22 protein-coding genes are annotated in these 23951 nt (G+C 49.4%); 8 read left to right on the forward strand and 14 right to left on the reverse strand.

Annotated elements, in window-relative coordinates:
- Positions 1–101 precede the first annotated feature (101 nt).
- Complete coding sequence (xylA, locus tag AC55NX_RS12725) at positions 102–1421, forward strand: xylose isomerase (RefSeq protein ID WP_059122479.1); 1320 nt, start codon at positions 102–104, stop codon at positions 1419–1421.
- 194 nt (positions 1422–1615) lie between these two features.
- Here the strand turns inward: xylA and zntB are convergent, their stop codons facing one another.
- Positions 1616–2590: a zinc transporter ZntB gene (gene zntB / locus AC55NX_RS12730; protein WP_496996089.1), complete on the reverse strand. Its 975-nt coding sequence runs from the start codon at positions 2588–2590 to the stop codon at positions 1616–1618.
- 120 nt (positions 2591–2710) lie between these two features.
- Positions 2711–3178 (reverse strand): hypothetical protein, encoded by a 468-nt coding sequence (locus AC55NX_RS12735; protein WP_496996090.1) that lies wholly within the window; start codon positions 3176–3178, stop codon positions 2711–2713.
- A gap of 233 nt (positions 3179–3411) precedes the next feature.
- Here AC55NX_RS12735 and AC55NX_RS12740 point away from each other — a divergent pair, with 233 nt between their 5' ends.
- The 5 genes from AC55NX_RS12740 to copI all read left to right on the forward strand — a co-directional run bounded on the left by AC55NX_RS12740 (position 3412) and on the right by copI (position 10390).
- A complete protein-coding gene (locus AC55NX_RS12740; protein WP_496996091.1) occupies positions 3412–3759 on the forward strand; it encodes a hypothetical protein in 348 nt (115 codons plus the stop codon).
- A gap of 84 nt (positions 3760–3843) precedes the next feature.
- Positions 3844–5226, forward strand: coding sequence for a TolC family protein (locus AC55NX_RS12745; RefSeq protein ID WP_496996117.1), 1383 nt, complete (start codon positions 3844–3846; stop codon positions 5224–5226).
- Between the two features lie 16 nt (positions 5227–5242).
- Complete coding sequence (locus AC55NX_RS12750; protein ID WP_496996092.1) at positions 5243–6727, forward strand: efflux RND transporter periplasmic adaptor subunit; 1485 nt, start codon at positions 5243–5245, stop codon at positions 6725–6727.
- Positions 6724–9843: an efflux RND transporter permease subunit gene (locus AC55NX_RS12755; protein WP_496996093.1), complete on the forward strand. Its 3120-nt coding sequence runs from the start codon at positions 6724–6726 to the stop codon at positions 9841–9843. Before AC55NX_RS12750 ends, AC55NX_RS12755 begins: the two co-directional genes overlap by 4 nt.
- A gap of 31 nt (positions 9844–9874) precedes the next feature.
- Complete coding sequence (gene copI / locus AC55NX_RS12760) at positions 9875–10390, forward strand: copper-resistant cuproprotein CopI (RefSeq protein ID WP_496996118.1); 516 nt, start codon at positions 9875–9877, stop codon at positions 10388–10390.
- Positions 10391–10554: 164 nt separating this feature from the next.
- Here the strand turns inward: copI and AC55NX_RS12765 are convergent, their stop codons facing one another.
- A complete protein-coding gene (locus AC55NX_RS12765) occupies positions 10555–10719 on the reverse strand; it encodes a hypothetical protein (RefSeq protein WP_157371945.1) in 165 nt (54 codons plus the stop codon).
- A gap of 56 nt (positions 10720–10775) precedes the next feature.
- Positions 10776–11453, reverse strand: a complete 678-nt coding sequence (locus tag AC55NX_RS12770) for a hypothetical protein (protein ID WP_496996094.1) — start codon at positions 11451–11453, stop codon at positions 10776–10778.
- A 245-nt stretch (positions 11454–11698) separates the two neighbouring features.
- Between AC55NX_RS12770 and AC55NX_RS12775 the strand changes: the two genes are divergently transcribed.
- Together AC55NX_RS12775 and AC55NX_RS12780 are read left to right on the forward strand one after the other, a co-directional pair.
- Positions 11699–12349, forward strand: a complete 651-nt coding sequence (locus AC55NX_RS12775; protein WP_311846876.1) for a DeoR family transcriptional regulator — start codon at positions 11699–11701, stop codon at positions 12347–12349.
- The gene (locus AC55NX_RS12780; protein WP_496996095.1) at positions 12342–13106 is read left to right on the forward strand and encodes a DUF3307 domain-containing protein; all 765 of its coding nucleotides are present in this window, start codon (positions 12342–12344) and stop codon (positions 13104–13106) included. The genes AC55NX_RS12775 and AC55NX_RS12780 overlap by 8 nt, the downstream gene beginning before the upstream one ends.
- 99 nt (positions 13107–13205) lie before the next feature.
- Here the strand turns inward: AC55NX_RS12780 and AC55NX_RS12785 are convergent, their stop codons facing one another.
- From AC55NX_RS12785 to AC55NX_RS12830, 10 genes are all read right to left on the reverse strand, one after another.
- Positions 13206–14447, reverse strand: coding sequence for an allantoate amidohydrolase (locus AC55NX_RS12785; protein ID WP_496996096.1), 1242 nt, complete (start codon positions 14445–14447; stop codon positions 13206–13208).
- Between the two features lie 61 nt (positions 14448–14508).
- On the reverse strand, positions 14509–15741 hold the full coding sequence (locus AC55NX_RS12790) for a pyridoxal-phosphate-dependent aminotransferase family protein (protein ID WP_496996097.1): 1233 nt from the start codon (positions 15739–15741) through the stop codon (positions 14509–14511).
- 35 nt (positions 15742–15776) lie between these two features.
- Positions 15777–17345 carry a gamma-glutamyltransferase family protein gene (locus AC55NX_RS12795; protein ID WP_496996098.1) on the reverse strand — a complete coding sequence of 523 codons (1569 nt, stop codon included), beginning with the start codon at positions 17343–17345 and terminating at the stop codon, positions 15777–15779.
- Positions 17342–18547, reverse strand: a complete 1206-nt coding sequence (locus tag AC55NX_RS12800) for an amidase (protein WP_496996099.1) — start codon at positions 18545–18547, stop codon at positions 17342–17344. Before AC55NX_RS12800 ends, AC55NX_RS12795 begins: the two co-directional genes overlap by 4 nt.
- 14 nt (positions 18548–18561) lie before the next feature.
- The gene (locus tag AC55NX_RS12805) at positions 18562–19566 is read right to left on the reverse strand and encodes a bile acid:sodium symporter family protein (protein ID WP_496996100.1); all 1005 of its coding nucleotides are present in this window, start codon (positions 19564–19566) and stop codon (positions 18562–18564) included.
- A 56-nt stretch (positions 19567–19622) separates the two neighbouring features.
- The gene (locus AC55NX_RS12810; RefSeq protein ID WP_496996101.1) at positions 19623–20480 is read right to left on the reverse strand and encodes a MurR/RpiR family transcriptional regulator; all 858 of its coding nucleotides are present in this window, start codon (positions 20478–20480) and stop codon (positions 19623–19625) included.
- A 98-nt stretch (positions 20481–20578) separates the two neighbouring features.
- Complete coding sequence (locus AC55NX_RS12815) at positions 20579–21307, reverse strand: amino acid ABC transporter ATP-binding protein (protein ID WP_496996102.1); 729 nt, start codon at positions 21305–21307, stop codon at positions 20579–20581.
- A gap of 98 nt (positions 21308–21405) precedes the next feature.
- On the reverse strand, positions 21406–22047 hold the full coding sequence (locus tag AC55NX_RS12820; RefSeq protein ID WP_496996103.1) for an amino acid ABC transporter permease: 642 nt from the start codon (positions 22045–22047) through the stop codon (positions 21406–21408).
- 12 nt (positions 22048–22059) lie between these two features.
- On the reverse strand, positions 22060–22728 hold the full coding sequence (locus AC55NX_RS12825; RefSeq protein WP_496996104.1) for an amino acid ABC transporter permease: 669 nt from the start codon (positions 22726–22728) through the stop codon (positions 22060–22062).
- A 16-nt stretch (positions 22729–22744) separates the two neighbouring features.
- Positions 22745–23494 (reverse strand): transporter substrate-binding domain-containing protein, encoded by a 750-nt coding sequence (locus AC55NX_RS12830; RefSeq protein WP_496996119.1) that lies wholly within the window; start codon positions 23492–23494, stop codon positions 22745–22747.
- Between the last annotated feature and the right edge of the window lie 457 nt (positions 23495–23951).

The following is a 23951-nucleotide window of genomic DNA, read 5'->3' on the forward strand; positions in this document are numbered from 1 at the left end:
TAAGAAAAATCACAATTGCCGCAAACTCAACAATCCCTTCATGATGAATAGAAATTGAGTTTATTCGCTCTGCATTTATCCACTAATACAGGAAAACCATCATGACTGAATTTTTTAAACACATTGAACCCATTCAATTTGAAGGGACAGAATCAACCAATCCCTTGGCATTCCATCATTATGATGCGGACCGTATGATTCTTGGCAAATCAATGAAAGATCACTTACGTTTCTCAGCCTGCTACTGGCACAACTTCGTCTGGCCGGGCGCTGATGTGTTTGGTGCAGCCACATTTGATCGTCCATGGCATCATGGCGGTAGTGCCATGGAACTGGCTCGCTTAAAAGCCGATCTTGCATTTGAATTCTTTACTAAACTCGGCGTCTCTTACTACTGTTTCCACGATGCCGACGTCGCGCCAGAAGGCAACTCCATCAAAGAATACGTCAATAATTTCGCAGAGATGGTTGATGTATTAGGACAGAAACAACAGGACACTGGCGTCAAACTGTTATGGGGCACCGCCAATGCATTCTCTCACCCACGTTATATGGCTGGCGCTGCCACGAACCCAGATCCGAAAGTATTTGCTTATGCGGCCACTCAGATTTTCCACGCGATGGGCGCAACGCAAAAGCTCGGTGGTGAAAACTATGTATTATGGGGCGGTCGGGAAGGTTATGAAACTTTGCTGAACACCGATTTGCGTCAGGAACGCAAACAACTGGGCCGCCTGATGCAAATGGTTGTCGAACACAAACACAAAATCGGCTTTAAAGGCACCATCCTGATCGAACCTAAACCACAAGAACCAACCAAACACCAGTACGACTATGACTGCGCAACGGTTTATGGCTTCTTAAAACAGTTCGGGCTTGAAGATGAAGTGAAAGTCAACATTGAAGCCAACCATGCCACACTGGCCGGGCACAGCTTCCATCATGAAGTCGCCACGGCAACTGCACTGGGCATTTTCGGCTCCATTGATACCAACCGCGGTGATGCACAACTTGGCTGGGATACCGACCAGTTCCCGAACAGTGTTGAAGAAAATACCCTGATCATGTACGAAATTCTCAAAACAGGTGGGTTCACAACCGGCGGATTGAACTTTGATGCCAAACTGCGTCGTCCATCCATTGATGCCGAAGATCTGTTCCACGGTCATATCGGCGGTATGGACGTCATGGCATTAGCCCTCGAACGGGCGGCAAGCATGATCGAAAATGACCAACTCGCCAAACATATCGCCCAGCGTTATGCTGACTGGAGTCAGTCACTGGGTCGTGACATTCTGTCCGGAGAACATTCACTGACATCACTGGCACAGTTCGCTGTAGACAATGATATCGCGCCACAAAAAGTATCCGGCCAACAAGAATATCTGGAAAATCTGGTCAACCGGTTTATTTATCGGTAATGCGTCATGATTGGCGTTCGATAATCCCATCACGAGTGCCAGATTGGACTCATGCTCCTTACCCCCTGACAGACGGTATTTCGATGCCGTCTTCATATCAAAACGGCTCAGCGTGCATTGCGCTGAGCCGTTTTATCACGATTCGGTTGTTAGCCGCTAAAGCCCTTCACTCAGCGCCTTGGCACGACGAGATGCTAAAACCAGCGTTTAAACTTAAAAAATCCTAAGATGGCGCTCATCACCACAACCAACATGGCAGAAAACCACAGGAATGCGCCGGGATTGTCCGTGCCCGGAATCCCGCCGATATTGACCCCCAGCAGCCCGGTCAAAAATCCCAGCGGTAAAAACAGCGCCGCGATCAAAGACATCACATACATCCGCTGGTTCATCTGATCATTGACCTGACTGACCAACTCTTCCTGAGTCACCACCGCACGCTCGCGAACCGCATCCAGCTCTTCGACGGAACGAATCAACCGATCAGTACTCTCCTGTAAATAGAGCCGATCATCCGCCAGTAACCATGCCTTACGTTCAGCCATCATTTTTAACATCGCCTCACGCTGAGGTGCCAGATAACGTCGCAGATGAATCGTCTGACGGCGGATTTCCATCAGTTCTTTACGTTGCCCGGCAGGATCCTGCTCCTCAAGCACATTTTCCTCAATCTGCGCGATCCGGTCTTCGAATGTGGCTGTCACCGCATCAATCCGCAATGTCAGGTAATGACACAATCTCACTAAAAAATCCGAGGGGTTGATCGGCCCTTCACCCTGATGAAGAGACTGAATTAGATCACTGACCGACAACAATTTCCGCCGCCGGGTAGAAATAATCCGCTGCGCATCAATCACAATCCGCACCGAAACCATATCTTCGGGGCTTGCCCCCTCACTCAGGTTCACGCCGCGCAAAAAGATCAATGATTGTTCATTGACGTGACTCACCCGCGGACGCGTATCATTACTCAGCAAGGCATCGGCAACCAGTTCCCCGACGCCACTTTGATGCGACAACCATTGACAGCCTTGTTCATTGGCACAATCAATATGTACCCATAATATGCCCTGTTCAGGTTGCCAGGCATTGACCTGTTCCAGATCCAGTTCAACCGCACCACCTTGCCCATCAAATAATAAAGCTGCTATAAACGCACTTTGACTCATGCTGCCTCCGGGAATCGTTATCTTGTTTAAATTAGCAGATTTTTTCAGATAAACATAAAGGAACTGAGTCGGTTACGTTTCGATTATCATCAGCCACTGCATGTGGCTGATGAACGAGTCTCATGAGGCGCTCCCCCCAGTGTGAGCCGTCAGATCAACGGCAATGGTCGTCAGATGGTCATGCCATTCAATCTGCGACAGACTTTGATAATGCAGGACATGTCCGGTAATGCGAATACTCAAATGATGCGGACTCAGTTTACGCATGTTAAACACTGGGGTATCGGTAATCAGAAACGGGTCGCTCAACGCTTCCCCGGGGGAATGCAGATAATAAAGATAGTGGTAGCCTTGGGGACTTTGTTGCTCATTTTCTTCAGGTTCCCGGTAACCCGTTAACACCACACCCGGGGCAATGGTTTCCGAAATGACCTGCATATTGGTGCGGCTATGGTGATGTTTCCCAAACGACTGTGGTGTGAAATAACCAATCAAACACCCGACGGCAATCAGAATGATAGTACTCAACCCTCGCATACTTTCAGGCTCCTGCTTCTCTTCGCGTTGTCTCGCGATCTGTGTCTCCATTTACAGACATTGTCAGGTCCGATTAGTTCGCAGCGTGATAACAGGGCGCACTGCCCGTAGATGATAGCAGTCATACAGTGTAAAAATTATTAATCTTAAGTTCCACCCAGAATATGTCGCTACGGATATACACCTTGACCTTCCCCCAGGGGAAAGCTTTATATTTTCTCTAATTCGGTTAAGAAAGTTTCAATATGCACTTAAATATCATTCCGACAACTTGGATCGCTATCTTGGCATTAGCAGCACAGCTTATGTCAGGTTTTGCTTTCAGTTCAACAGTGATGAATAGTGCCATGCCACACGGCAATCAAGCGGCAACATCAAGTTGCCCAAGTTTTCAAAAGATGTCATCACATCATCAAAGCATGGACATCGATAATTCAATGAATGTGCAATGTGAAGTACAGGCCGATATGATCCACGAGTGTTGTGATTCGACCTGTACAACATCTGCTGCGATTCTCATCACACCGAATACCCTGTTCACAGCCAATATATCACTCGCCTTATTCACCACCCTCCTTTTTGGTGATGTCGTTCACCAAACTCAAAGCCTCTATAGGCCCCCAATCGCTTAAATCCATCTCTCACCTTCCGGTTCCGTAAATTGATACGGAGAGATTTTCGTGCGCGTCACGCGCTCAGTGATAGATTTTAAACAAGTGAAATTAAAACAATACCTTTTAGCGCTATCGGTTAGCGCAGCGGTATTGACGACAACATCTGTATACGCCAGTGAGCAACTCAGTACTGGGCAAGCCGATGGTGTCGTCAAGCCAATAGCCGAAAATATGCTCTCTCAACTCATCGAAGCGGCGCTTTCTAATGACGGGATTCGTCGTCAGTATTACGCAGAAGCTCAAGCGATGCGTGAAACGGGTAAAGCAAGTGCAACCTTAATGGATCCCAAACTCAGATTCGGAGTAACAGGATTACCGACCGATAGCTTTGCTTTCGATGAAGACTCAATGACGAATATTTCGGTGGGTCTGATGCAGCAATTCAACCGTGGAAATACTGCTGCACTCAATGATAGAAAAGCCGTATTTCAAGCGGGCGGGTTGGAAGTTCAGGCTGCGGCCAGAGAACTCGAAGTCATCAATGCCATGACTAAAATATGGCTCGAACTGGGTTATCAGCAAGTGGCAAACCGGGTTCTGCTTGAAAATCGCAAACTCATGCAAGAGCTGGAAAGTTTCATTCAAACCAATTACGCCATTGGCAAAAGCGAAACTCAGGATCTGATTAATGCCCAGTTGCAAGTGACCAAACTGGATGAAAAAATTCAGGCGAATGAGCAAATGCAACAGCGACTCAGAGCCCAGTTCTCAGAATGGTTAGGCTCTGACTGGCTCTTCAATACCAAATCGCTGCCAGCGTCTAACCAACTGAATTGGGACACTTTACACGATATCGAAACGACAGCGCCCCATCACAACTATTACTCTCAGCTCAATCAAAACCCTGTGGTACGGATGGCCGATGCTTCTATTGATGTGCGTCGCACGCAAGTTGACCTCGCGCGTCAATCCTACACACCACAGTTCGGTGTGGAGCTGATGTATGCCTATCGCCAGTCAAACAATATGCGTGGTGACCCCGCTTCTGACTTAATCAGTGCCTACATCACCGTGGATATCCCTTTGTTTACAGGGAATAAACAAGATCGAAACTTAGCCGCCGCACAATATCAGGTCAGTGCGGCTCAGTCGCGAAAAGATACCCTTATCAGTCAAATGAACGCCAAAGTGAATGCCTTGCTGACGGATAAAAATAACCTTGCTCAGCGCCTCGAACGCTTTGAATCCACCTTATTACCTCAGGCGGATTCACGCGTCAAAGCAACCGAACGAGGCTATCAGAACAACACGGCTCAATTGAATGATGTGATTCTAGCCAGCCGTGATGCACTCGCATTAGAGCTGGAATACCAGCGCCTCATCACCGATCTCAATCTGGTGAATAACAACCTTTCCGCGTTACTGAATAGCTATAGCTATCAGGTCGATAAACCGGAACTTTCCATCGAGTCAGGGCAGCAATAAATAACAAGGCAGAATAATGAAAACACTTTACATTACAACACTCGCGCTGATTATCGGCGCAACGTTAGGGTTTGGTGTACAAACACAACTCTCACAATCAGACATGGCAAGTCATTCCTCTGATACAACGCAAGCTCAGGCAAGTGATGAGCCGCTTTACTGGGTCGCGCCAATGGACCCGAACTACCGGCGCGACCAGCCGGGTAAGTCTCCGATGGGAATGGATCTGATTCCGGTCTATGCGGAAGATGCAGTCCAAGACACCAAACCGGGAACCGTGACGATTGATCCGGCCGTTGAAAATAATCTCGGAGTTAAATGGCAACAGGCTCAGATGGCTCCCTTGTCTCCCCACATCGAAACGGTCGGTTATATCGCTTTTGATGAAAGTCAGTTATGGCAGACCAACGTCCGTGTCGCCGGTTGGGTAGAAAAGCTGAATATCAATGCCGTCGGCGATAAGGTCAATCAAGGAGATGTGCTCTTTACTCTTTATTCTCCTGAATTAGTCAAAGCACAGGAAGAGCTTTTAAATGCTTACCGCACAGGCAGAAGTGGGTTGGTTAAAGGTGCAACCGAGCGGTTAATAACACTGGGTGTTGACCGTCAGCAGATTCAAGCTATTTTGCAACGCGGTAAAACATCACAAACCATTGATATTAAGGCGAAATCGGACGGAATTATCGCCAGCCTGAATATTCGCGAAGGCGGTTATCTGTCTCCGGCACAAGCAGTTATTAGCGCGGGCCCCATTGATAATGTCTGGGTTGATGCAGAAGTATTTGAGCGCCAGTCACACTGGGTAAAAGCCGGCAGCAAAGCCAAAATGACATTGGATGCGATTCCGGGAAAAGAGTGGCAAGGGGAAATTGACTATGTCTATCCCATTTTAGATCCGCAGACCCGGACGTTACGCCTGCGGCTAAAATTTCCCAACTCACAAGGCGAACTGAAACCGAACATGTTTGCCAATATTTCGCTGCAACCGGTGACTGACGAATCGGTTCTGACCATTCCTAAATCCGCAGTCATCCGCACGGGGGGAATGACTCGCGTGGTGTTATCTGAAGGCAATGGCAAATATCGTTCTGCACGAATTCAGGTTGGACGCGAAGCCGGAGACCAAATTGAAGTGCTTCAGGGGCTGACCCCGCAAAGTCGCGTTGTCTCATCCGCACACTTCCTGCTTGATTCCGAGTCCAGCCAAACCGCTGACTTAGCGCGTATCGATGGTATAGGAGAGAAGACCAACAGCGTTATCGCGGGCGAAGTTTGGGTCGAAGGTGATATCACCACGCTGATGCCGGACTTCGGCATGATTACACTGCAGCATTTACCGGTTTCTGAATGGCACTGGCAAGCCGGTGAGATGAACTTTACTGTTGACCCAGATGTAAAACTGACAGGTCTGGCAGAAGGTGACCGGGTTCGATTTCTGGTGCAAAAACAGAACGATGATTTCGCTTTGAAAAGCATTGAACGTATCGGAGGCAAGCAATGATCAATGCCATAATTCGCTGGTCTCTGCACAACCGCTTCATTGTCCTTCTGGCGACAATTGCGCTTGTCGGCGCAGGGCTGTTCAGTGTGAAAAATACGCCGGTCGATGCAATTCCTGATTTGTCCGACGTGCAGGTCATCATAAAAACCAGCTATCCGGGGCAAGCCCCGCAGGTTGTTGAAGATCAGGTGACCTATCCGCTGACCACAGCTATGCTCGCGGTACCGGGAGCAGAAACCGTTCGTGGTTACTCCTTCTTCGGTGACTCGTACGTCTATATCATTTTTAATGATCAGACCGATATGTATTGGGCGCGTTCTCGGGTATTGGAATACCTCAGTCAGGTTGCGCCCAAATTGCCGGCCAATGCCAAACCAACACTTGGCCCGGATGCGACAGGGGTCGGTTGGGTGTTCAGTTATGTCCTGCAAGATAAAACCGGTCAGCATGATTTGGCTCAGCTTCGCAGCTTACAGGATTGGTTCTTAAAGTATGAGTTACAAACCGTTGATGGCGTATCAGAAGTCGCCACCGTCGGCGGTATGGTCAAGCAATATCAGATTCAGATTGATCCGGCAAAACTGCGTGCTTATAACCTGACCCTTCAACAAATCAATATGGCAATTCAGAACGGCAATCAGGAAACGGGGGCATCGGTCATTGAAGTCGCGGAAGCCGAGCACATGGTTCGTACTACCGGATATCTGACAAGTATTGAAGACATTGAATCATTGCCGCTGAAAGTGACAGCAAAGGGAACACCACTGCGACTCGGTGATATTGCCGATATCAACTTAGGGCCACAAATGCGCCGTGGGATTTCTGAACTCAACGGTGAAGGTGAAGCCGTCGGCGGTGTGATTGTGATGCGCTTTGGTGAAAACGCAAGCCAGGTTATCGACAACGTGAAAGCCAAGCTTGAAGCATTGCAGCGCGGTCTGCCTCAGGGCGTGGAGATCGTCCCGACTTATGATCGCTCGACGCTCATTAACGCTGCGGTTGATAATCTTTGGCAGAAACTGGCAGAAGAGTTCATCGTGGTTGCCATTGTATGTGCTCTGTTCCTGTTCCACATTCGTTCATCACTCGTGATCGCCCTGAGCTTATCGGTGGGCATTTTGTCGGCTTTCATCATTATGCACTGGCAAGGGATTAACGCGAACATTATGTCATTGGGCGGCATCGCTATTGCCATCGGCGCAATGGTCGATGGTGCTATCGTCATGATCGAAAATGTGCATAAACATATTGAGCGAACACCCCTGACGGATAAAAACCGCTGGCAAGTGATTGGCAATGCCGCTCAGGAAGTGGGGCCACCCCTGTTTTTCTCTCTGCTGATTATCACGTTAAGCTTTGTCCCGGTCTTCGCACTGGAAGGTCAGGAAGGGAAAATGTTCTCTCCGTTAGCGTTTACGAAAACCTATGCCATGGCAGCATCAGCGGGGCTGGCCATTACATTAGTGCCTGTACTCATGGGCTATTTTATTCGCGGTAAGATCCTACCGGAGCATAAAAACCCGGTGAACAAAGCGTTAGTCGGTCTTTATCGTCCACTGCTCAACCTGAGCTTCAACTATCCTAAATCAATGTTAGTTCTGGCAATTGCGCTGATGGCTTCAGCGTATTACCCAACCAGTCAACTCGGCAGCGAATTTATTCCGCCATTGGATGAGGGCGATTTGATGTATATGCCGACCACTTATCCGGGAATTTCCATTGGTAAAGCGCGCGAATTGCTACAACAAACCAATAAACTGATTAAAACGGTTCCTGAAGTGAAAACCGTGTGGGGCAAAGTGGGACGAGCCGAAACCGCAACCGACCCTGCCCCACTGACAATGATCGAAACCGTGATTCAGCTGAAACCACGCGCAGAGTGGCGAGTCGGTGTCACCAGCGAATCATTACGGAAGGAGTTTGACAATCTGATTCAGTTCCCCGGGTTAACCAACGCATGGGTCATGCCAATTAAAACCCGCATCGACATGTTGGCAACAGGAATTAAAACCCCAATCGGTATCAAAATTGTGGGTCCGGAACTCAAAACTATTGAGCGCATAGGTTCAGCGCTGGAACCCATTCTCAACCAGATTCACGGCACAGCGTCTGTCTACGCTGAACGCGTCGCGGGCGGTCGGTATGTCACCGTCGATATCAAGCGTAAAGCCGCAGCGCGATACGGACTCAATATCAAAGATGTTCAGCAAGTTGTGTCAACGGCCATTGGCGGTATGAATGTCGGTGAAACCATTGAAGGGCTAGAGCGCTATCCCATTAATGTTCGCTACCCGCAAGACTACCGTGATTCCGTCGCCAAGCTGCAAAACCTGCCGTTAGTCACGCCAAATGGTGCACGGATTGCGTTGGCCGATGTCGCTGATATTCGTTACGAAGACGGGCCTCCCATGATCAAAACCGAAAACGCGCGCCCTAACGGTTGGGTTTTCGTCGATATCGACGGCAGAGATCTTGGCTCCTATGTGACAGAAGCGCAACAACGTGTCGCTAATGAGCTGAAACTACCCGCAGGATATTCTCTGGCATGGTCAGGACAATACGAATATATGGAACGTGCGAAACAGCGCCTGAGTGTGGTAATTCCCATTACGCTCACCATCATCACGCTGCTGCTCTATTTCAGCTTCCGACGCATAGGCGAAGTCCTGATTATCATGGCGACACTGCCTCTGGCTATGGTTGGCGGCTTATGGCTGATGTATGCGCTCAATTACAACTTATCTATCGCCGTGGGGGTTGGCTTTATCGCGCTATCCGGTGTCGCGGTTGAAATTGGCGTCATCATGTTGGTTTATCTCAATCAGGCTTGGCACTACACCAAACTCAAAGCCCGGGAACAAAACGTTCCCATCACACCCAAGGACTTGAACAACGCCATCCGCGAAGGTGCGGGATTGCGTGTTCGCCCGGTCATGATGACGGTTATTACCGTCATTATCGGTCTGATTCCGATCATGTACGGCCACGGTACCGGCTCACAAATCATGCAACGTATCGCTGCACCGATGATCGGCGGTATGGCTTCAGCCCTACTACTGACTCTGCTTGTAATACCAGCAATCTTCAAGCTGTGGAAACAGCGTGAAACTAAATAGATATCAACCATTAATGAGGAAATAAATAATGATGAAAAAACTCACTTTAGCTATCGCGTTAACCATCAGTTCATCTGTTGCTTTCGCAGACACGAATAATGCGCAGAACCACGGCTCAATGAACAATGGCACAAATATGAATCATCGTAATATGATGAATATGGATCATATGTCTGATGTCGGTATGCCTGCCACCGGCGTAAAACCGAACAAGGTTGTTCATGTCCTGCTTTCTGATGATATGAAGATCACATTCAAAAAAGAGATAAACATTGCCCCTAACGATGTGGTTCAATTTGTCGTGATGAATACGGGTAAGATAGATCATGAGTTCACGATTGGCTCTGAAGCCGAGCAACTGATGCATCGTGACATGATGAAAGGCATGAACGGCCAACATATGCATGATATGGGAAATGCCGTTACAGTCGAGCCCGGAAAGGCCAAGCAGCTTATGTGGCATTTCCACGGTGAAAAAAACGTTGAATTTGCCTGTAATATTCCGGGTCATGCCGAAGCCGGCATGACGAAGAAAATCACACTTTAATCTCAGCCCGCCCCAAGGGTTTCCTCTTGGGGCAATGACGATTAAACACAAGCCCCGGCATGAACTAAAATGCCAAATGTGGGACATCACTCTTGAACCGTTTGTATATGCCTTTCGAGCATAAAAAAAGCATCGCAATAGCGGTGCTTAATATCTGAATTTTTCTATGCTTTGGCCGGCCCGGCAAGGCGTCCATAAGCAGATTTAGGGGCCTGAACTCTTAAAGTTTTACCAAATGATGACTTACTTTTAGAAGCGTGAACCTGCATACGCTTAATAGCTTTATCTACATTTACATCATTTGCTTTGTCTGTTGCTACAGTCAACATAATAGCCCCCTTAGTTGTCCTAACTATAACTGATCATAACCAATTTGGAAAGCAGCTTAGCCTTCATCTACTACAACACGTTTAAACAATGCATTGTTTTTAGGATCAAATGGATCACTTTCATCAAAGCCTAATTCACGATAGTAATTTAACAAATGCTCATCCTCGATTGGATCTTGAATACCAATCCAATCCGCTTTAATAGCAACAGCAAACAACTCCGCACAGCGTGAAGCAATAGGAACAATGTACCCTTTTAAAGGATTTTCAACTTCACCACTCTGAATATAGTTGATTTTAACAACCAATTTCCCTTCACTCGCTTTGCCGATCATAAGACCACACAAATCTTCACCATACCATACAGCAAGCTCTACTCTAGCCATATGATCTCTGCGGTATTGATCTCGCACTTGTCGCCAATCCCATCCGATTTGACGATTTACTGGTATATCCCATTTATCCTGAGAGTGGAGAGCATCTTCACTGATTTCTGTTAAATCAATATGACCAATAAAGTCAGGCTCAAACTGCTCAAAATCATCTTGAGTCTGAGCTAATACAGCAAGTCTAAGTTGTTGATACTTATTAGCAATAGCTGGGTTATTCATGCTTCTATTATATCTACTAATATTTAATTGAAAAAATGATACCACGTTTTTATAGCACTGACGTTTCAACCAAGAATCATCCGCATAATTTGGCAAAAAAACAGACTTGTGATTGATAATCATCTGTATGATCTCATAAAACTGCCTCAACAAAGTGACAAGAGACGCATATCCGCAACTGATAAATCAACAACTTTAAAGCCAAAATATTGCTCCGTACTCATTTCCCGCCCTCAACATATACAGATTCACACAATGTCGGTTTAGCCCCATATCGCCAAATCACCAAATTTAGCCATAAACAGCTAAATTTGCATGATTAGCCATAAACAGCTAAATTAACACAAGGAAATAGCGCGGAGTTTCATGTGGCGGCGACCGATAAAGCAATTGCCGTGATCAGTGGTGATATTGTCAATTCAACTCAGTTAGATGCTGAGCAGTTTGACCGACTCCTGACACGCATCAAAGAGATTCAGACATGGATGAGTACCGAAAACACATCCAATGCGCACAGTATTATCCGAGGGGATGAATTTCAGAGTGTGGTGCATGATATTGAAAATGCGCTGAGATACACCCTCCTTTATCGGCTCGGGATTAAAGCGCTCGGCAAAACCTTTGACAGCCGGATTAGCTTCGCTATTGCGGCTCATGCCGATCTGCGTGAGTCGGTCTCGGAATCGATGGGAGAGGCATTTGTCCTGTCCGGACGCGGGCTCAAGTCATTAAAAAACCATCGGTTGATTTTTAGTTCTGACCGTCCGGAACTCAACGCACAGTTTGACTTACTCTTTCAATACCTCGACAGACAGTTGACTGACTTAACCGCACGCCAGTGTGAAGTCATGCTGCCGATGCTGCAAAGCCATCAGGATCTGTCGGTGAGTGAGTTAGCCGAACAGCTCGGTATTGCGACGGCAACGGTCAGTAAATCACTGAAGGCGTCGGGCTGGTCGCTCATCAGTGCACTCAATCAACAATTTATCAACCAAGTGGCAGGGTTCAGAAATGTCTGATTTTTTGACGGTTTTCATCGCGTTTTTACTGATTCATCTGATCGGTGATTTTTACCTCCAACCCGGACGATGGCGGGCAGCCAAGCACAAATCCACCTATCGCGCCCCGCAACTATATATTCATGCGTTATTGCAGGGCATTGCGCTCTCGGTGCCGGCCATGGTGCTTGGCATGGATTGGCGTACCACGGCTTGTTTGATTGCGATTGTTGCAGTGATTCATGTGCTGATTGACCTGTGGCAAGCGACGCGCAATCCACATCAATTTACGCATATGGTGGCAGAGCAAGCCCTCCATACTGTCGTGTTTGCACTGCTCGCATTTTACATCACCACGGATATCACCATTAGCACGATGCTTCAGCATGACAAGTTTGCTCAAGGTATGTTGGTGGCCTTGGCATATGTGCTGGTTCTCAAACCGACGTCAGTAGGGATTGGCAGCCTCTTAAACAAATATTCCATGACCGTGACTGACAACCATCCGCAAATGAATGGCCTTGTCGCAGGTGGTGAGTTGATCGGTTATTTAGAGCGAATCCTGATCCTGACATTTATGCTGGTCGGAAGTTATGCCGCGGTCGGCTTTGTCTTCACCGCCAAATCCATATTCAGATTCGGTGAACTGAACAAATCAGACAGCCGCAACCTCACCGAATATGTTTTGATCGGTTCGCTGTTATCGGTGGTGGTCGCCACCCTTGTCGGCACCCTAGTTTCACTCGGCCTCGATATCAAAATCTCGATATCAAAATAAAGTGATGGTGAAACATTTACGTCCATAAAAACAGTGATAGCAGCCAAAAAATACCCGGACGGTGTTCCTGTCCGGGCAAAGAAGGATCTTGGCTTGTGGTTAATCAGTACCGGCACGGGATGGTGACAGAGCACAGATCATGTTGATCAAGCAGTCCAGCGCCACCGCCACATCCTGAGTCTCTACATTTTCTCGCGGATTATGGCTGATGCCTTTTTCACAGCGGACAAACAACATGCCCATCTCGGCAATATTTGCCATCACCATCGCATCATGACCGGCACCACTGGCAAGATAACAGACATCTTCCCCGGTCGCTGATTCGACCACATCTGCCCAGACCTGTTGTAGCCGATCACTACATGGCACGGCCTGTGCCTGATAGATCTGTTCATGAGTCATCGCTAAACCGCGCCGGTCAGCAATCGCCGCTAATTGTGTCATCAGTAATGGTGTACAGTAATCCAGTTTGTCTTGCGACTGACTGCGAATATCCAATGAAAACTGCACCTGTCCGGGAATCACATTGACCGCTGCGGAGCGCACCTCACACTTGCCAACCGTCGCGACAATTTCATGCTCGGTAGCAAACGCTTCAATGCAGGCAATCATCTCCGCCGTGCCACATAACGCATCATGACGCAGCGGCAGCGGCACGGTACCGGCATGTCCGGCAACACCAGACACATCAATCAGAAACCGTTTTGCCCCGGCAATCGCAGTCACCACACCGACGGGCAGACCGAGACTCTCCAGCAGCGGCCCTTGTTCGATATGCACTTCCAGATAGGCGAGCGTCTCTTCCGGCTTGCGGGCAGCTTGAACCACTTTGTCAGGATCAAGCCCGAACCGCTTCATCGCTTCGCCAATCGTGACGCCATCTTTATCTTGGCGATCTAACAAGGCCGGATTCCACATGCCGGCCACCGGGCTTGAACCCAGCAGCGTGGTCTGAAAACGGGTGCCTTCTTCATCGGCAAATGCCACCACATCGACATGAAACGGTAAATCAACGCCTTTGAGTGCATCTAAAGCTTCTATTGCCAGTAAAACCCCCAATGGGCCATCATAGCCGCCGGCGTTGACCACGGTATCACTGTGTGAGCCAATAATCAGGGTCGGCATTTCAGGATGTGCCGAGACTTTTCTGCCCCACTGATTGCCGACTTCATCCTGCCAGGTCTCCAGCCCGGCCTGCGTCATCCACTGCGCCAGTTGCTGATGTGCTTGACGATGCTCTTCAGTCAGATAAGCCCGTAGAATGCCGTTTGGCATTGCGCTGAATGAGGCCAATATCTGAATTCTTTCCATCACCTGTGTGGCCCGGTGTGCTGCCTGCATAAGCGCTCCTTCTGATTGCCTCATATTTTGTGACTTTTCCTTGCTTTGACGATGGTCCGAATCAGGCACCGAAGACATCCATTGCCGCAGCAACTGCCTGACCGGGGGCGACGGGTACTCTGGCTTTCAGTAACACCGATTCCAGTGCTGCCAGTGTCATCAGGACACACTCCTGACGGGCGTTATACCCCATGGTGCCAATCCGCCAGATTTTGCCGTGAAGCGGTCCGAATGAGGTGCCGATTTCGATACCGAAGCGATGTAGCAGTTCTTGGCGAACGAGATCACCATTTGCTTGCTCGGGAATATAAACCCCGACCACATTGTTCATTTTGTATCGTTGATTACCGAACAGCGTTAAGCCCATCGCTTCAAGGCCAACCGCCATCGCCTGTCCGGCTTGTTGGTGACGGGCAATGACCTGCGTTGCCCCCTCTTCCAGATAGAGCCGGGCACATTCACGCGCAGCGTAGAGCATACTGGTCGCTTCCGTGTGATGGTTGAGCCGCTCCGGCCCCCAGTAGTCCATCACCATCGCTAAATCAAAATAGTTAGATAGGATCGGGGTATCCTCACCATCCTGATGCGCTGCGGTACGAATGCCGGCTTCAACCCGTTTGCGCCGGTTAATCACCTCAACGCAACGTTCACTGAGAGTCACCGGTGCGCTGCCCGACGGGCCACCGAGACATTTTTGCAGTCCGGCAGAAACGGCATCAAGATGCCACGCATCGACTTTGAGCTCGTTCCCGGCAATCGATGCGGTTGCATCGCAGTAAAACAGCACCCCGTAACGCTGACAAACTTCCCCGATCTCCGCCAGCGGCTGGTTCATGGTGGTTGAGGTATCGCCTTGCACGGTGGCCAGCATTTTCGGTTGGAACTCACGAATCGCGGCTTCAACTTTCTCAGGCGGGCACACCTCGCCCCATTCAATATCAATCGTCTGTACCGTAGCACCAACCCGGTGAGCGATTTCACACAACAGATGGCCGAACCGGCCAATCACCGGAATCAACACTTTGTCCCCCGGCTGCAACACCGATACCAGTACGGCCTCAATACCGGCCCGCGCGGTACCATCAACAAGAAATGTCTGCTGATTCTGCGTCTCGAATACATTGCGATAAAGGCTTTGGACCTGATTCATATAGCCGGTCATGACCGGATCGTACTGCCCGATCAAAGCCGACGAAATCGCCTGATGCACCCGGGGATAAGCGTTAATCGGCCCCGGCCCCATCAGCATCCGCTGTGGTGGATTGAGGGTTTCAAATAGTGGATTGGTTTCCATACATCTCTCCATAAAATCTGATTCAAATCGTCGGTTTAAAACGGACCGGTCAAGGCATCACCATCACTGCGCGGATCCGTTGCCGGAGTGGCTTGACCGCCTTGATCTAACGTGATTGCGCCGGCATGGCCCATCAATTCATTTTGATCTTTCACTTGCGTAATATGATGGCCGCGCTCACGTAATGTATCCTGATACGCCAGATATAAACTCTGCTCCAGCCGCAGCTGGTGGGTATCGTCACCCCAAGTGCGCCCCAGCAACCAGCGCGGCATGGCAATGGCTTCATCCAGCGCATAACCCTGATAGACGTAACGGCTGAACAGACAAGCTTGTGTCTGCGGCTGTCCTTCCCCGCCCATGGTGCCGTACACGATCCGTTGACCATCGTTCAGCTCGGCATAAGCCGGGTTTAAAGTGTGGAATGGTTTTTTGCCCGGTTTCAGCACATTGTGATGCGTGCTATCAAGCGAAAAGCTTTTCGCCCGGTTGTTCCAGACAAATCCTAAATTCGGCAAGACCGCCCCGCTGCCGAACTCCCAGTACACACTCTGAATAAAGCTGACCATGGTGCCGTACTGGTCGGTCGCCCCCATCCACACCGTATCTCCGGGTTTGGCGATATGCGGCCATGGTTGAGCCTGCACCGGCGAAATACGTGCCGCACACGCGTCAATGCTCTGCTCAGTCAATAATTGCTGCAACGATACAGAGAGATCCGCTTCATCGGTCACGTATTGATCGCGCAGAATAAATGCCTGTTTAGTCGCTTCAACCAGCAAATGGATGTGGTCAATCTCACCGTCAGCCTGAGCAGCCAGTCGGTCATAAATCGACAGAATCAGCAGTGAAGCGACCCCTTGCGTCGGGGCACCGAAGTTATACAGCTTTCCTTTACCGGTCTGCACCGATAACGGCGCCATGACCCGGGCCTGATGGTGGTGGAAATCGTCAAGGGTTAGCGGGCTGCCTAATGCCGCCAGATCAGCCGCGGCTTGCCTGGCAATTTCTCCCCGATAAAAATCATCCAGACCTGCGGTTGCGAGCCGCTCAAAAGTAGTCGCCAGTGTCGGATTTCGCAGAATCTGCCCGATCTCAAGGGTCTTGCCGTCCGGTAAATAGTGTTGAGCAAATGACGGAATATCCGCCAGCATCGCCACTGTTTTTTCACTCGCATTGACCAGACTCTGAGTGACCTCAATTCCTTCCCGGGCGGCCGTAATTGCCGGTTGCAACAGTTGCTGCAACGAATGTCGGCGGTGATTGAGTGTTAAGGCCTGCTGCCAGCCGGCAATCGTTCCGGCCATGGTGATCGCTGCGCTGCCACCGCTCGCCGATAATGCATCACCTTGCGCACGATATGCAGCCGGATCGAGATGCAATGCAGCTGCGCCACAACCGTCAATGGCAATCGGTTGTTGTCCCGGATGGCAAATTAACCAGAAGCTGTCTCCGCCAATACTATTCATGTGCGGATACTGCACCGTCACCATCGCTGCCGCTGCAACCATCGCTTCACTGGCGGTGCCGCCCTCATCGAGAATGTTTTGTCCGACTTGTGCTGCCCGGTAATGGGGGGCGGTAAATGCTGTCTGATATTTCATTGACTGTCCTCTCCGGCCATCAGTCTTGCGGCAATTGCCAGTAATCGACCTTCTTCATTGGGCAGCCCCAGCAGCGACATCCCACACGGGCCGTCAGTCATTCCCTGAAACGGTAAATGTAACTGAGGGAATCCGGCCAAGCCGGCAATTGCGGTCAAACCCATCAGCTCAGTCCGGTAATCGGCCATGGCTTGTGGTGAAATATCCAGTGACGGTGGCCCGGCAGGTGTGGTCGGTAACAGCCAGACACCGCCGTGTTCATCAAGCTGGGCGTATAACCATGTGCGGAATGCTTTCTGGCGAAGTTTTCCTTGTTGGTAAGTGGTATCAGCAACGGTTCTCGCCCATTTGACCCGTTCCAAAATGGCAGGGTCGAGCGAGTGCTCATGTTCCGTCAGCCAGCGGCCATGTTTCTGAATAATTTCATAGCCCTGAATACTGCGAAACAGCAGGCTCAGTCCATCCAGTGTCCACTCGGACTGCGTGATAAAATCTTTCTCTTCAAGCGCAATTCCGGCCCAGCGGCAACGGTCATGCACCCGCTGATAACGATCTTCACTCAGATGCTGCGCCATAAAACGGTCGAGATAAAGCGTCGGAATCGGATCGACCGCATCCGGCACAGTTTCTGTAGATAGTTCACCATAAACCGACGTCAAAACCGACAGTTCCCGGGCAAAAATACCTGCGGTATCAAAGCTTTTAGCGAGTTCAAAGCAGTGGGTGAGGTCAAATTTCCCCAACGTCGGCCGTAAGCCGAATAAACCGCAATAACTGGCAGGAATCCGCACCGAACCACCGGTGTCAGTCCCGATAGAGAAATCGACATCTCCCTGAGCGACGGCGACGGCACTGCCACTGGATGAACCGCCGGGAATACAGCCGGGGGCAGCCGGATTTTCAGGTGTGCCGTAATGGATGTTTTGCCCGTTCAGACTGTAAGCCAGCTCGTCGGTCTGAACCCGGCCACGGCAGGTTGCCCCGGCACTGAGTAAAGTTTCGATAATCGGTGAGGTCGCATTTGCCGAGGCATGGCTCTCTAGCCATGCGGGATTACCGGCACCGGTGTTATAGCCTGCGACATCAAATAAATCTTTAAACACAAAGCTCAGACCGGATAACGCCCCATCATCGGTTGCCGCAAGATAATCCGGCCCCTGCTGACAGTAAATACGTTGGTCTCTGACCTGATGTTGTCCCATATCTGTCTCTCCGCTTACGAGTTCGCAGCCGCCTCACTGGCCGGCTGATCACGTTTGGCATACCGATTCGCAAGAATTGCACAGTAGAAAATCTGAATCGGGTGATAAAGCATAATCGGTAGCAAAATCATGCCCAGATTCGGGTCGGTGCCGAAAATGGCCGTCGCCATCGGCACCCCTGCCGCCAAGGTTTTCTTGGTCCCGCAAAACACCGCAGCGACTTCATCTGGCCGTGAAAACTGACAGCGCTGCGCGCCCCACTGAATCGCATGAACCATCACCAACAGCACGATGCAACAAATGCCAATCGCGGTGGCAAGCATCCCGACCGAGAAGTTATGCCAGATGCCATTTGCAACCGAGTCACAAAACGCATTATAGACAATCAGTAGAATAACGTACTTATCGACTTTGTTGACCACAGACTTATGTCGTTCAATAAAATTGATTAATAACGGTCTGGCAAGTTGCCCGGCAATCATCGGGATTAACAACAGTTTGGCGATGGAGATCACCGAGCTCATCAGATCCAATTGCACCCCGGTCATCCCCATAAAAAACTGAATCAACAACGGGGTGAGAAACACACCGAGGATACTGGAAAGGGATGCATTAAAAATTGCTCCGGGTACATTGCCTTTGCCGACACTGGTCATCGCCACTGAGGAAGAAATCGTGCTGGGCAGCACAAACAGATAACAGAAGCCAAAGGCGAGCGCTGTCGGCATAAATGCCAACATGCCATTGCCTAAAATCAACCACAGTAACGGATAAAACAGATAAGTCGCCAACTGAATATAGATGTGCAGTTTCCAGTTACTCACTCCGGCTTTAATCTTTTGCGGAGACAGCCCCAGCCCGTGTAAGAAGAACACAATCGCGACCCCGATCCCGGTCAGTTTATCGAGATGAATCAAGCCACCGGAACGACCGACCTGCTCAGAAACGGTCGCCAGCGCAATCGCGACCACCATACCAACCAGAAACCACTCTTTTTTTAATTTATTGATGATACCCATTCTTGTTTATACCCATGCTTATGTTGTGATTGTGTTTATCGTCTTGCATGACCGACTTACTCTAGCTCGCTGAGCTGAGCATAGTTCATACTGATTTTTCGACTGACCTGCGTCGATTTGCTTTTTAAATGTAAAAACGTTTGATTGACCAGATGCGAAATCAAACTCATCGGAACCGCATAGCTGTCTAACGGCAGCTCATTATTCATATAACAGATAAAGTAATGCGTGGCTTGCTGCGCGTACTTCTGTCCGGACTGATCGGTAATCAGCAAGCTATCGCGCGATGCCAGAAAAGCCATCATTTTCTCAAAGTTTGCCACACGACGGCGGATGCCGATCACAATCGTAAAATCATCCTCATCAATGGATGCCAGATCTTCACCGATCGTCTGACCGGGCAGCGGCAACAGTTCAACATGAGTCCGGCATTGCATTAACTGCTGACGAAAATGCATCGCCAGCGGGTAACTGTTGCGGTAGCCGATGATTTTGACCCGTTTCGCCGTTGCCAGTTTCTCAATTAATGGCTGATGATCCTGCCGGGTCAGTTGTTCCCAGAGTTTTTCCAGTGCCCGCAGTTCATGATTGAATTCGGAATCATCCAGTGTCGTCATCATCACCGGCTGACCATTATCCCGCTCCGTCATCAGCTCTTGACGTAATGCAAGGTGGTCTTCATAGCCGAGTTTACGAATAAAACGGCTGACACTGGCTTTCGAGACCTGACACGCTTCTGCTATTTCACTGGTTGACAGCATCAACACCTTTTCCGGATTGAGTTGCAAGTAATCCGCCAAACGCCGGTTATTGTCCGTCAAGCTGGCATAATGCTGAGTGATTCGTTCACTGAGCGGACAGCTTGCCGATGACTGATGCGCCGGTTTACTGACATCATGAGTTTGGTCGTTCATCGCTGGTTTTATCTCCTGTCGGACAATACGTGTGAATGCTGACGCTCTGTTATACGACGGTCAGTCAGTTCTTCAAGGGTTAACCTAGAAGCGTTCCGTTACAGTACCGCAGAGAGAAAACTTCTCAGCTCCGCAGTTTGCGGGTTGGCAAACACGGCCTCACTCGGCCCGGTTTCCCACACTTTTCCTTCATTCATAAACACGACCCGATCCCCGACATCCCGGGCAAAATTCATTTCATGCGTCACCAGAATCAGTGTCATTCCTTCCGCTTTCAACTGTTCAAGCACTTTCAGCACTTCACCGACCAGTTCCGGATCCAATGCCGAGGTAATTTCATCACATAATAACACTTTCGGAGACATCGCCAGTGAGCGCGCAATCGCCACACGCTGCTGCTGCCCGCCGGAAAGATTGCCCGGATAGGCGTCGAATTTATCGCCCAGTCCGACTTTTTCCAAAAGTTCACGCGCAATCTGCTGACAGGCTGCGGTGGATTTTCTCTGCACCAGCTTCGGTGCCAGCATGACATTTTCACCGACCGTTTTATGCGGAAACAGATTGAAGCTCTGAAAAACCATGCCGACACTCTGACTCAATAAGCGCAGTTTATATTCATCATTTTCTACGGCCTGCTGATCGACCACGATCGCCCCTTCCTGATAGGTTTCCAGTCCGTTAATACACCGCAGCAAAGTGCTTTTTCCTGAACCGCTCCGGCCGATAATCGAGATCACTTCTCCGGCTTGAATTTTCAGGTCTACCCCTTTCAATACATGGTTTTCACCATAAAACTTATGAACCTGATCAATACTGATAAGTGACATAATACTTCGCCTCCGAGCTGTGAATGAGTCGTCTTATTTTCAGTTTTTCTTGTTGCCTGGTTTGATGACCAGATCTTGGTCTTTCCACCCCGCTAACCTCACACCTTCCGTGATTCGAGATAACGGGCGAACATCGATAAAGGAAAACAGATCGCAAAATAGAGCAGCGCGACCATGGCAAACACTTTAAACGGTTGAAACGTCGCATTGTTGAGCATGGTTCCAGCTTTGGTCAGTTCGACAAAGCCAATGATCGATGCCAAGGCCGTACCTTTGACAATTTGCACTGAAAAACCAACCGTCGGTGCAATGGCAATGCGCATTGCCTGCGGAAAAATGACGTGCCGCATCGTTTGCAGGTAAGTCAGACCCAACGTACGACAGGCTTCCCACTGACCTTTAGGTAAGGATTCAATACATCCCCGCCAGATATCATGGAAATACGCACTACTGAATAGCGTTAACGCCAGAATCGCTGCCGGCCATGCACTGACTTCGATACCGAGCAGCGACAAGCCAAAAAAGGCCAAAAAGAGCTGCATCAATAACGGTGTGCCCTGAAACAGTTCGACATAGAGCTGAATCAGGCGGGTAAACAACGGATTGCGTGTACTGCGCAATAAAGTCAGCGCCAACCCGACCAAACCACCGCCGATAAAGGCATACACGGACAATAGTACTGTCCAGCGGGCAGCCAGCAGGAGGTTACGGAAGATATCCCAATCGGTAAACTGCATCATCCTGAATCTCTCCTATAACGATGGGTTTTTAAATGCAAGGTGGCGAAGATAAGCGAATCCTTGGCGCATCAAAATCGCCAGCACCAGATAAATCACTGCGGTTAATGTGTAAGATTCAAAGCTCAGAAAACTACGCGATTGCACAAAGTTTGCCGCAAACGTCAGGTCTTCGACCGAAATCTGCGATACCACCGCCGAACCGAGCATCACAATAATGCACTGACTCACCAATGCCGGATAAACCCGCTGGTATGCCGGTGGCAAAACAATGTGGATGAAGATTTGACGTCGGGTCAGCCCCAGCGTTTTGCCGGCTTCCCATTGCCCTTGTGGCACCGCATCAATCCCTGCCCGGATAATCTCCGCACTGTATGCACCCAAATTGAACACCATGGCAATCACACCGGCCTCCCATGCGGTAAGCTTGAGACCGAGTGCCGGTAAACCGAAGAAAATGAAAAAGAGCTGCACAATAAACGGGGTGTTGCGAGTCACTTCAATGTAACTGGCACACAGCAAGCGTAACCCGGCTTGGCGTCCGGTTCGCCCTGCCGCGCACAGTGTGCCGACCACCAGCCCAGCCACGGTAGAAATCACCGTCAATTGCACAGTCGTCCAGACACCTGCCACAAACTGTGGCAGGTATGGCGCGAGTCCGGCATAGTCTAGCTGATAACTCATGCTGTTCTCCCAGAGGTTAAGCGCCTAAATCTTTCGGAAACGGTGCCTTGAGCCATTTTTGTGAAAACTGCTCCAATACACCGTCGGCTTTTGCCTGTTCGATCAACCGGTTCACTTCGCTGACCAACGCGCTCTCACCTTTCATCACACCGACATAGCATGGGGAATTTTTCAGCAAAAACTTGGTCTGTGGTGCTTTATTCGGATAGCGCGTCGCAATCTCAGTCACCACCAGATTACCGGTCGCAATCAGACTGATCTGCCCGGATAAAAACGCTGACAGCGTGGCATTGTTGTCTTCAAACCGTTTGATCGTTGCCGATACCGGAGCCAGTTTGCTTAACTCAAGGTCTTCCACTGAACCGCGCGTCACGCCGACTGTTTTATTCGCTAAATCATCCGCTGAAGTCACTTGCTCGTCGGCAATACCGAATACGCCCAGATAAAACGGTGCATACGCTTCACTGAAGTCGATGGCTTTTTCACGCTGCGGATTTTTACCCATACTTGAAATCACCAAGTCGACTTTTTGCGTTTGCAGATACGGAATTCGGTTGGCACTGGTGACCGGCACCAATTCCAGTTTGACCTTCATCTGCTTGGCAATGTAGGCCGCCATATCAATATCGTATCCCTGCGGCTGCATGTCGGTTCCGACAGAACCAAACGGCGGAAAGTCCTGTGGCACCGCTACCTTTAACACCCCACGTTGATGGATGGTGTCCAGTTGATCGGCTGACGCTGTCAGCGTGTATCCCATTAACATGACCGAAGCCACTGCTATAACAAACAATCGAAGTAATTTCATTTGAGTCCCTTATCTTGTCATGAAACGATTGAAACAATCAAATCAAATTCTGCAACGATTGTGCCATATTAATTCTAACAATTTATCTTATTGATTTTATTTAAAATTGAATCACAAACATCAATATAGGGAGCAATCAAAGCACATTATTGGGCCATTCTTAGGCAGCCAATGAACCAATACGGTGCAGCGGGACACAACAAGAAGGAGAAGGGAAAATGGAAGTAATAAGAACACATTACCCTGAGAAAGTAGTGCGTTGGGTTTATTATGCCACCAATCACTATGATACTGGCATAACAAACCATAGTGTAGCAACACGTAACGAATATAATCGTCTACTATGTCAGGTAGGAAGCTATAACCTCCCTCCTGAAAATCGAATCAGTCTAAACTAGAGGAATCTGCCAACATA

The organism is Vibrio rubrogenes, assembly GCF_059641415.1.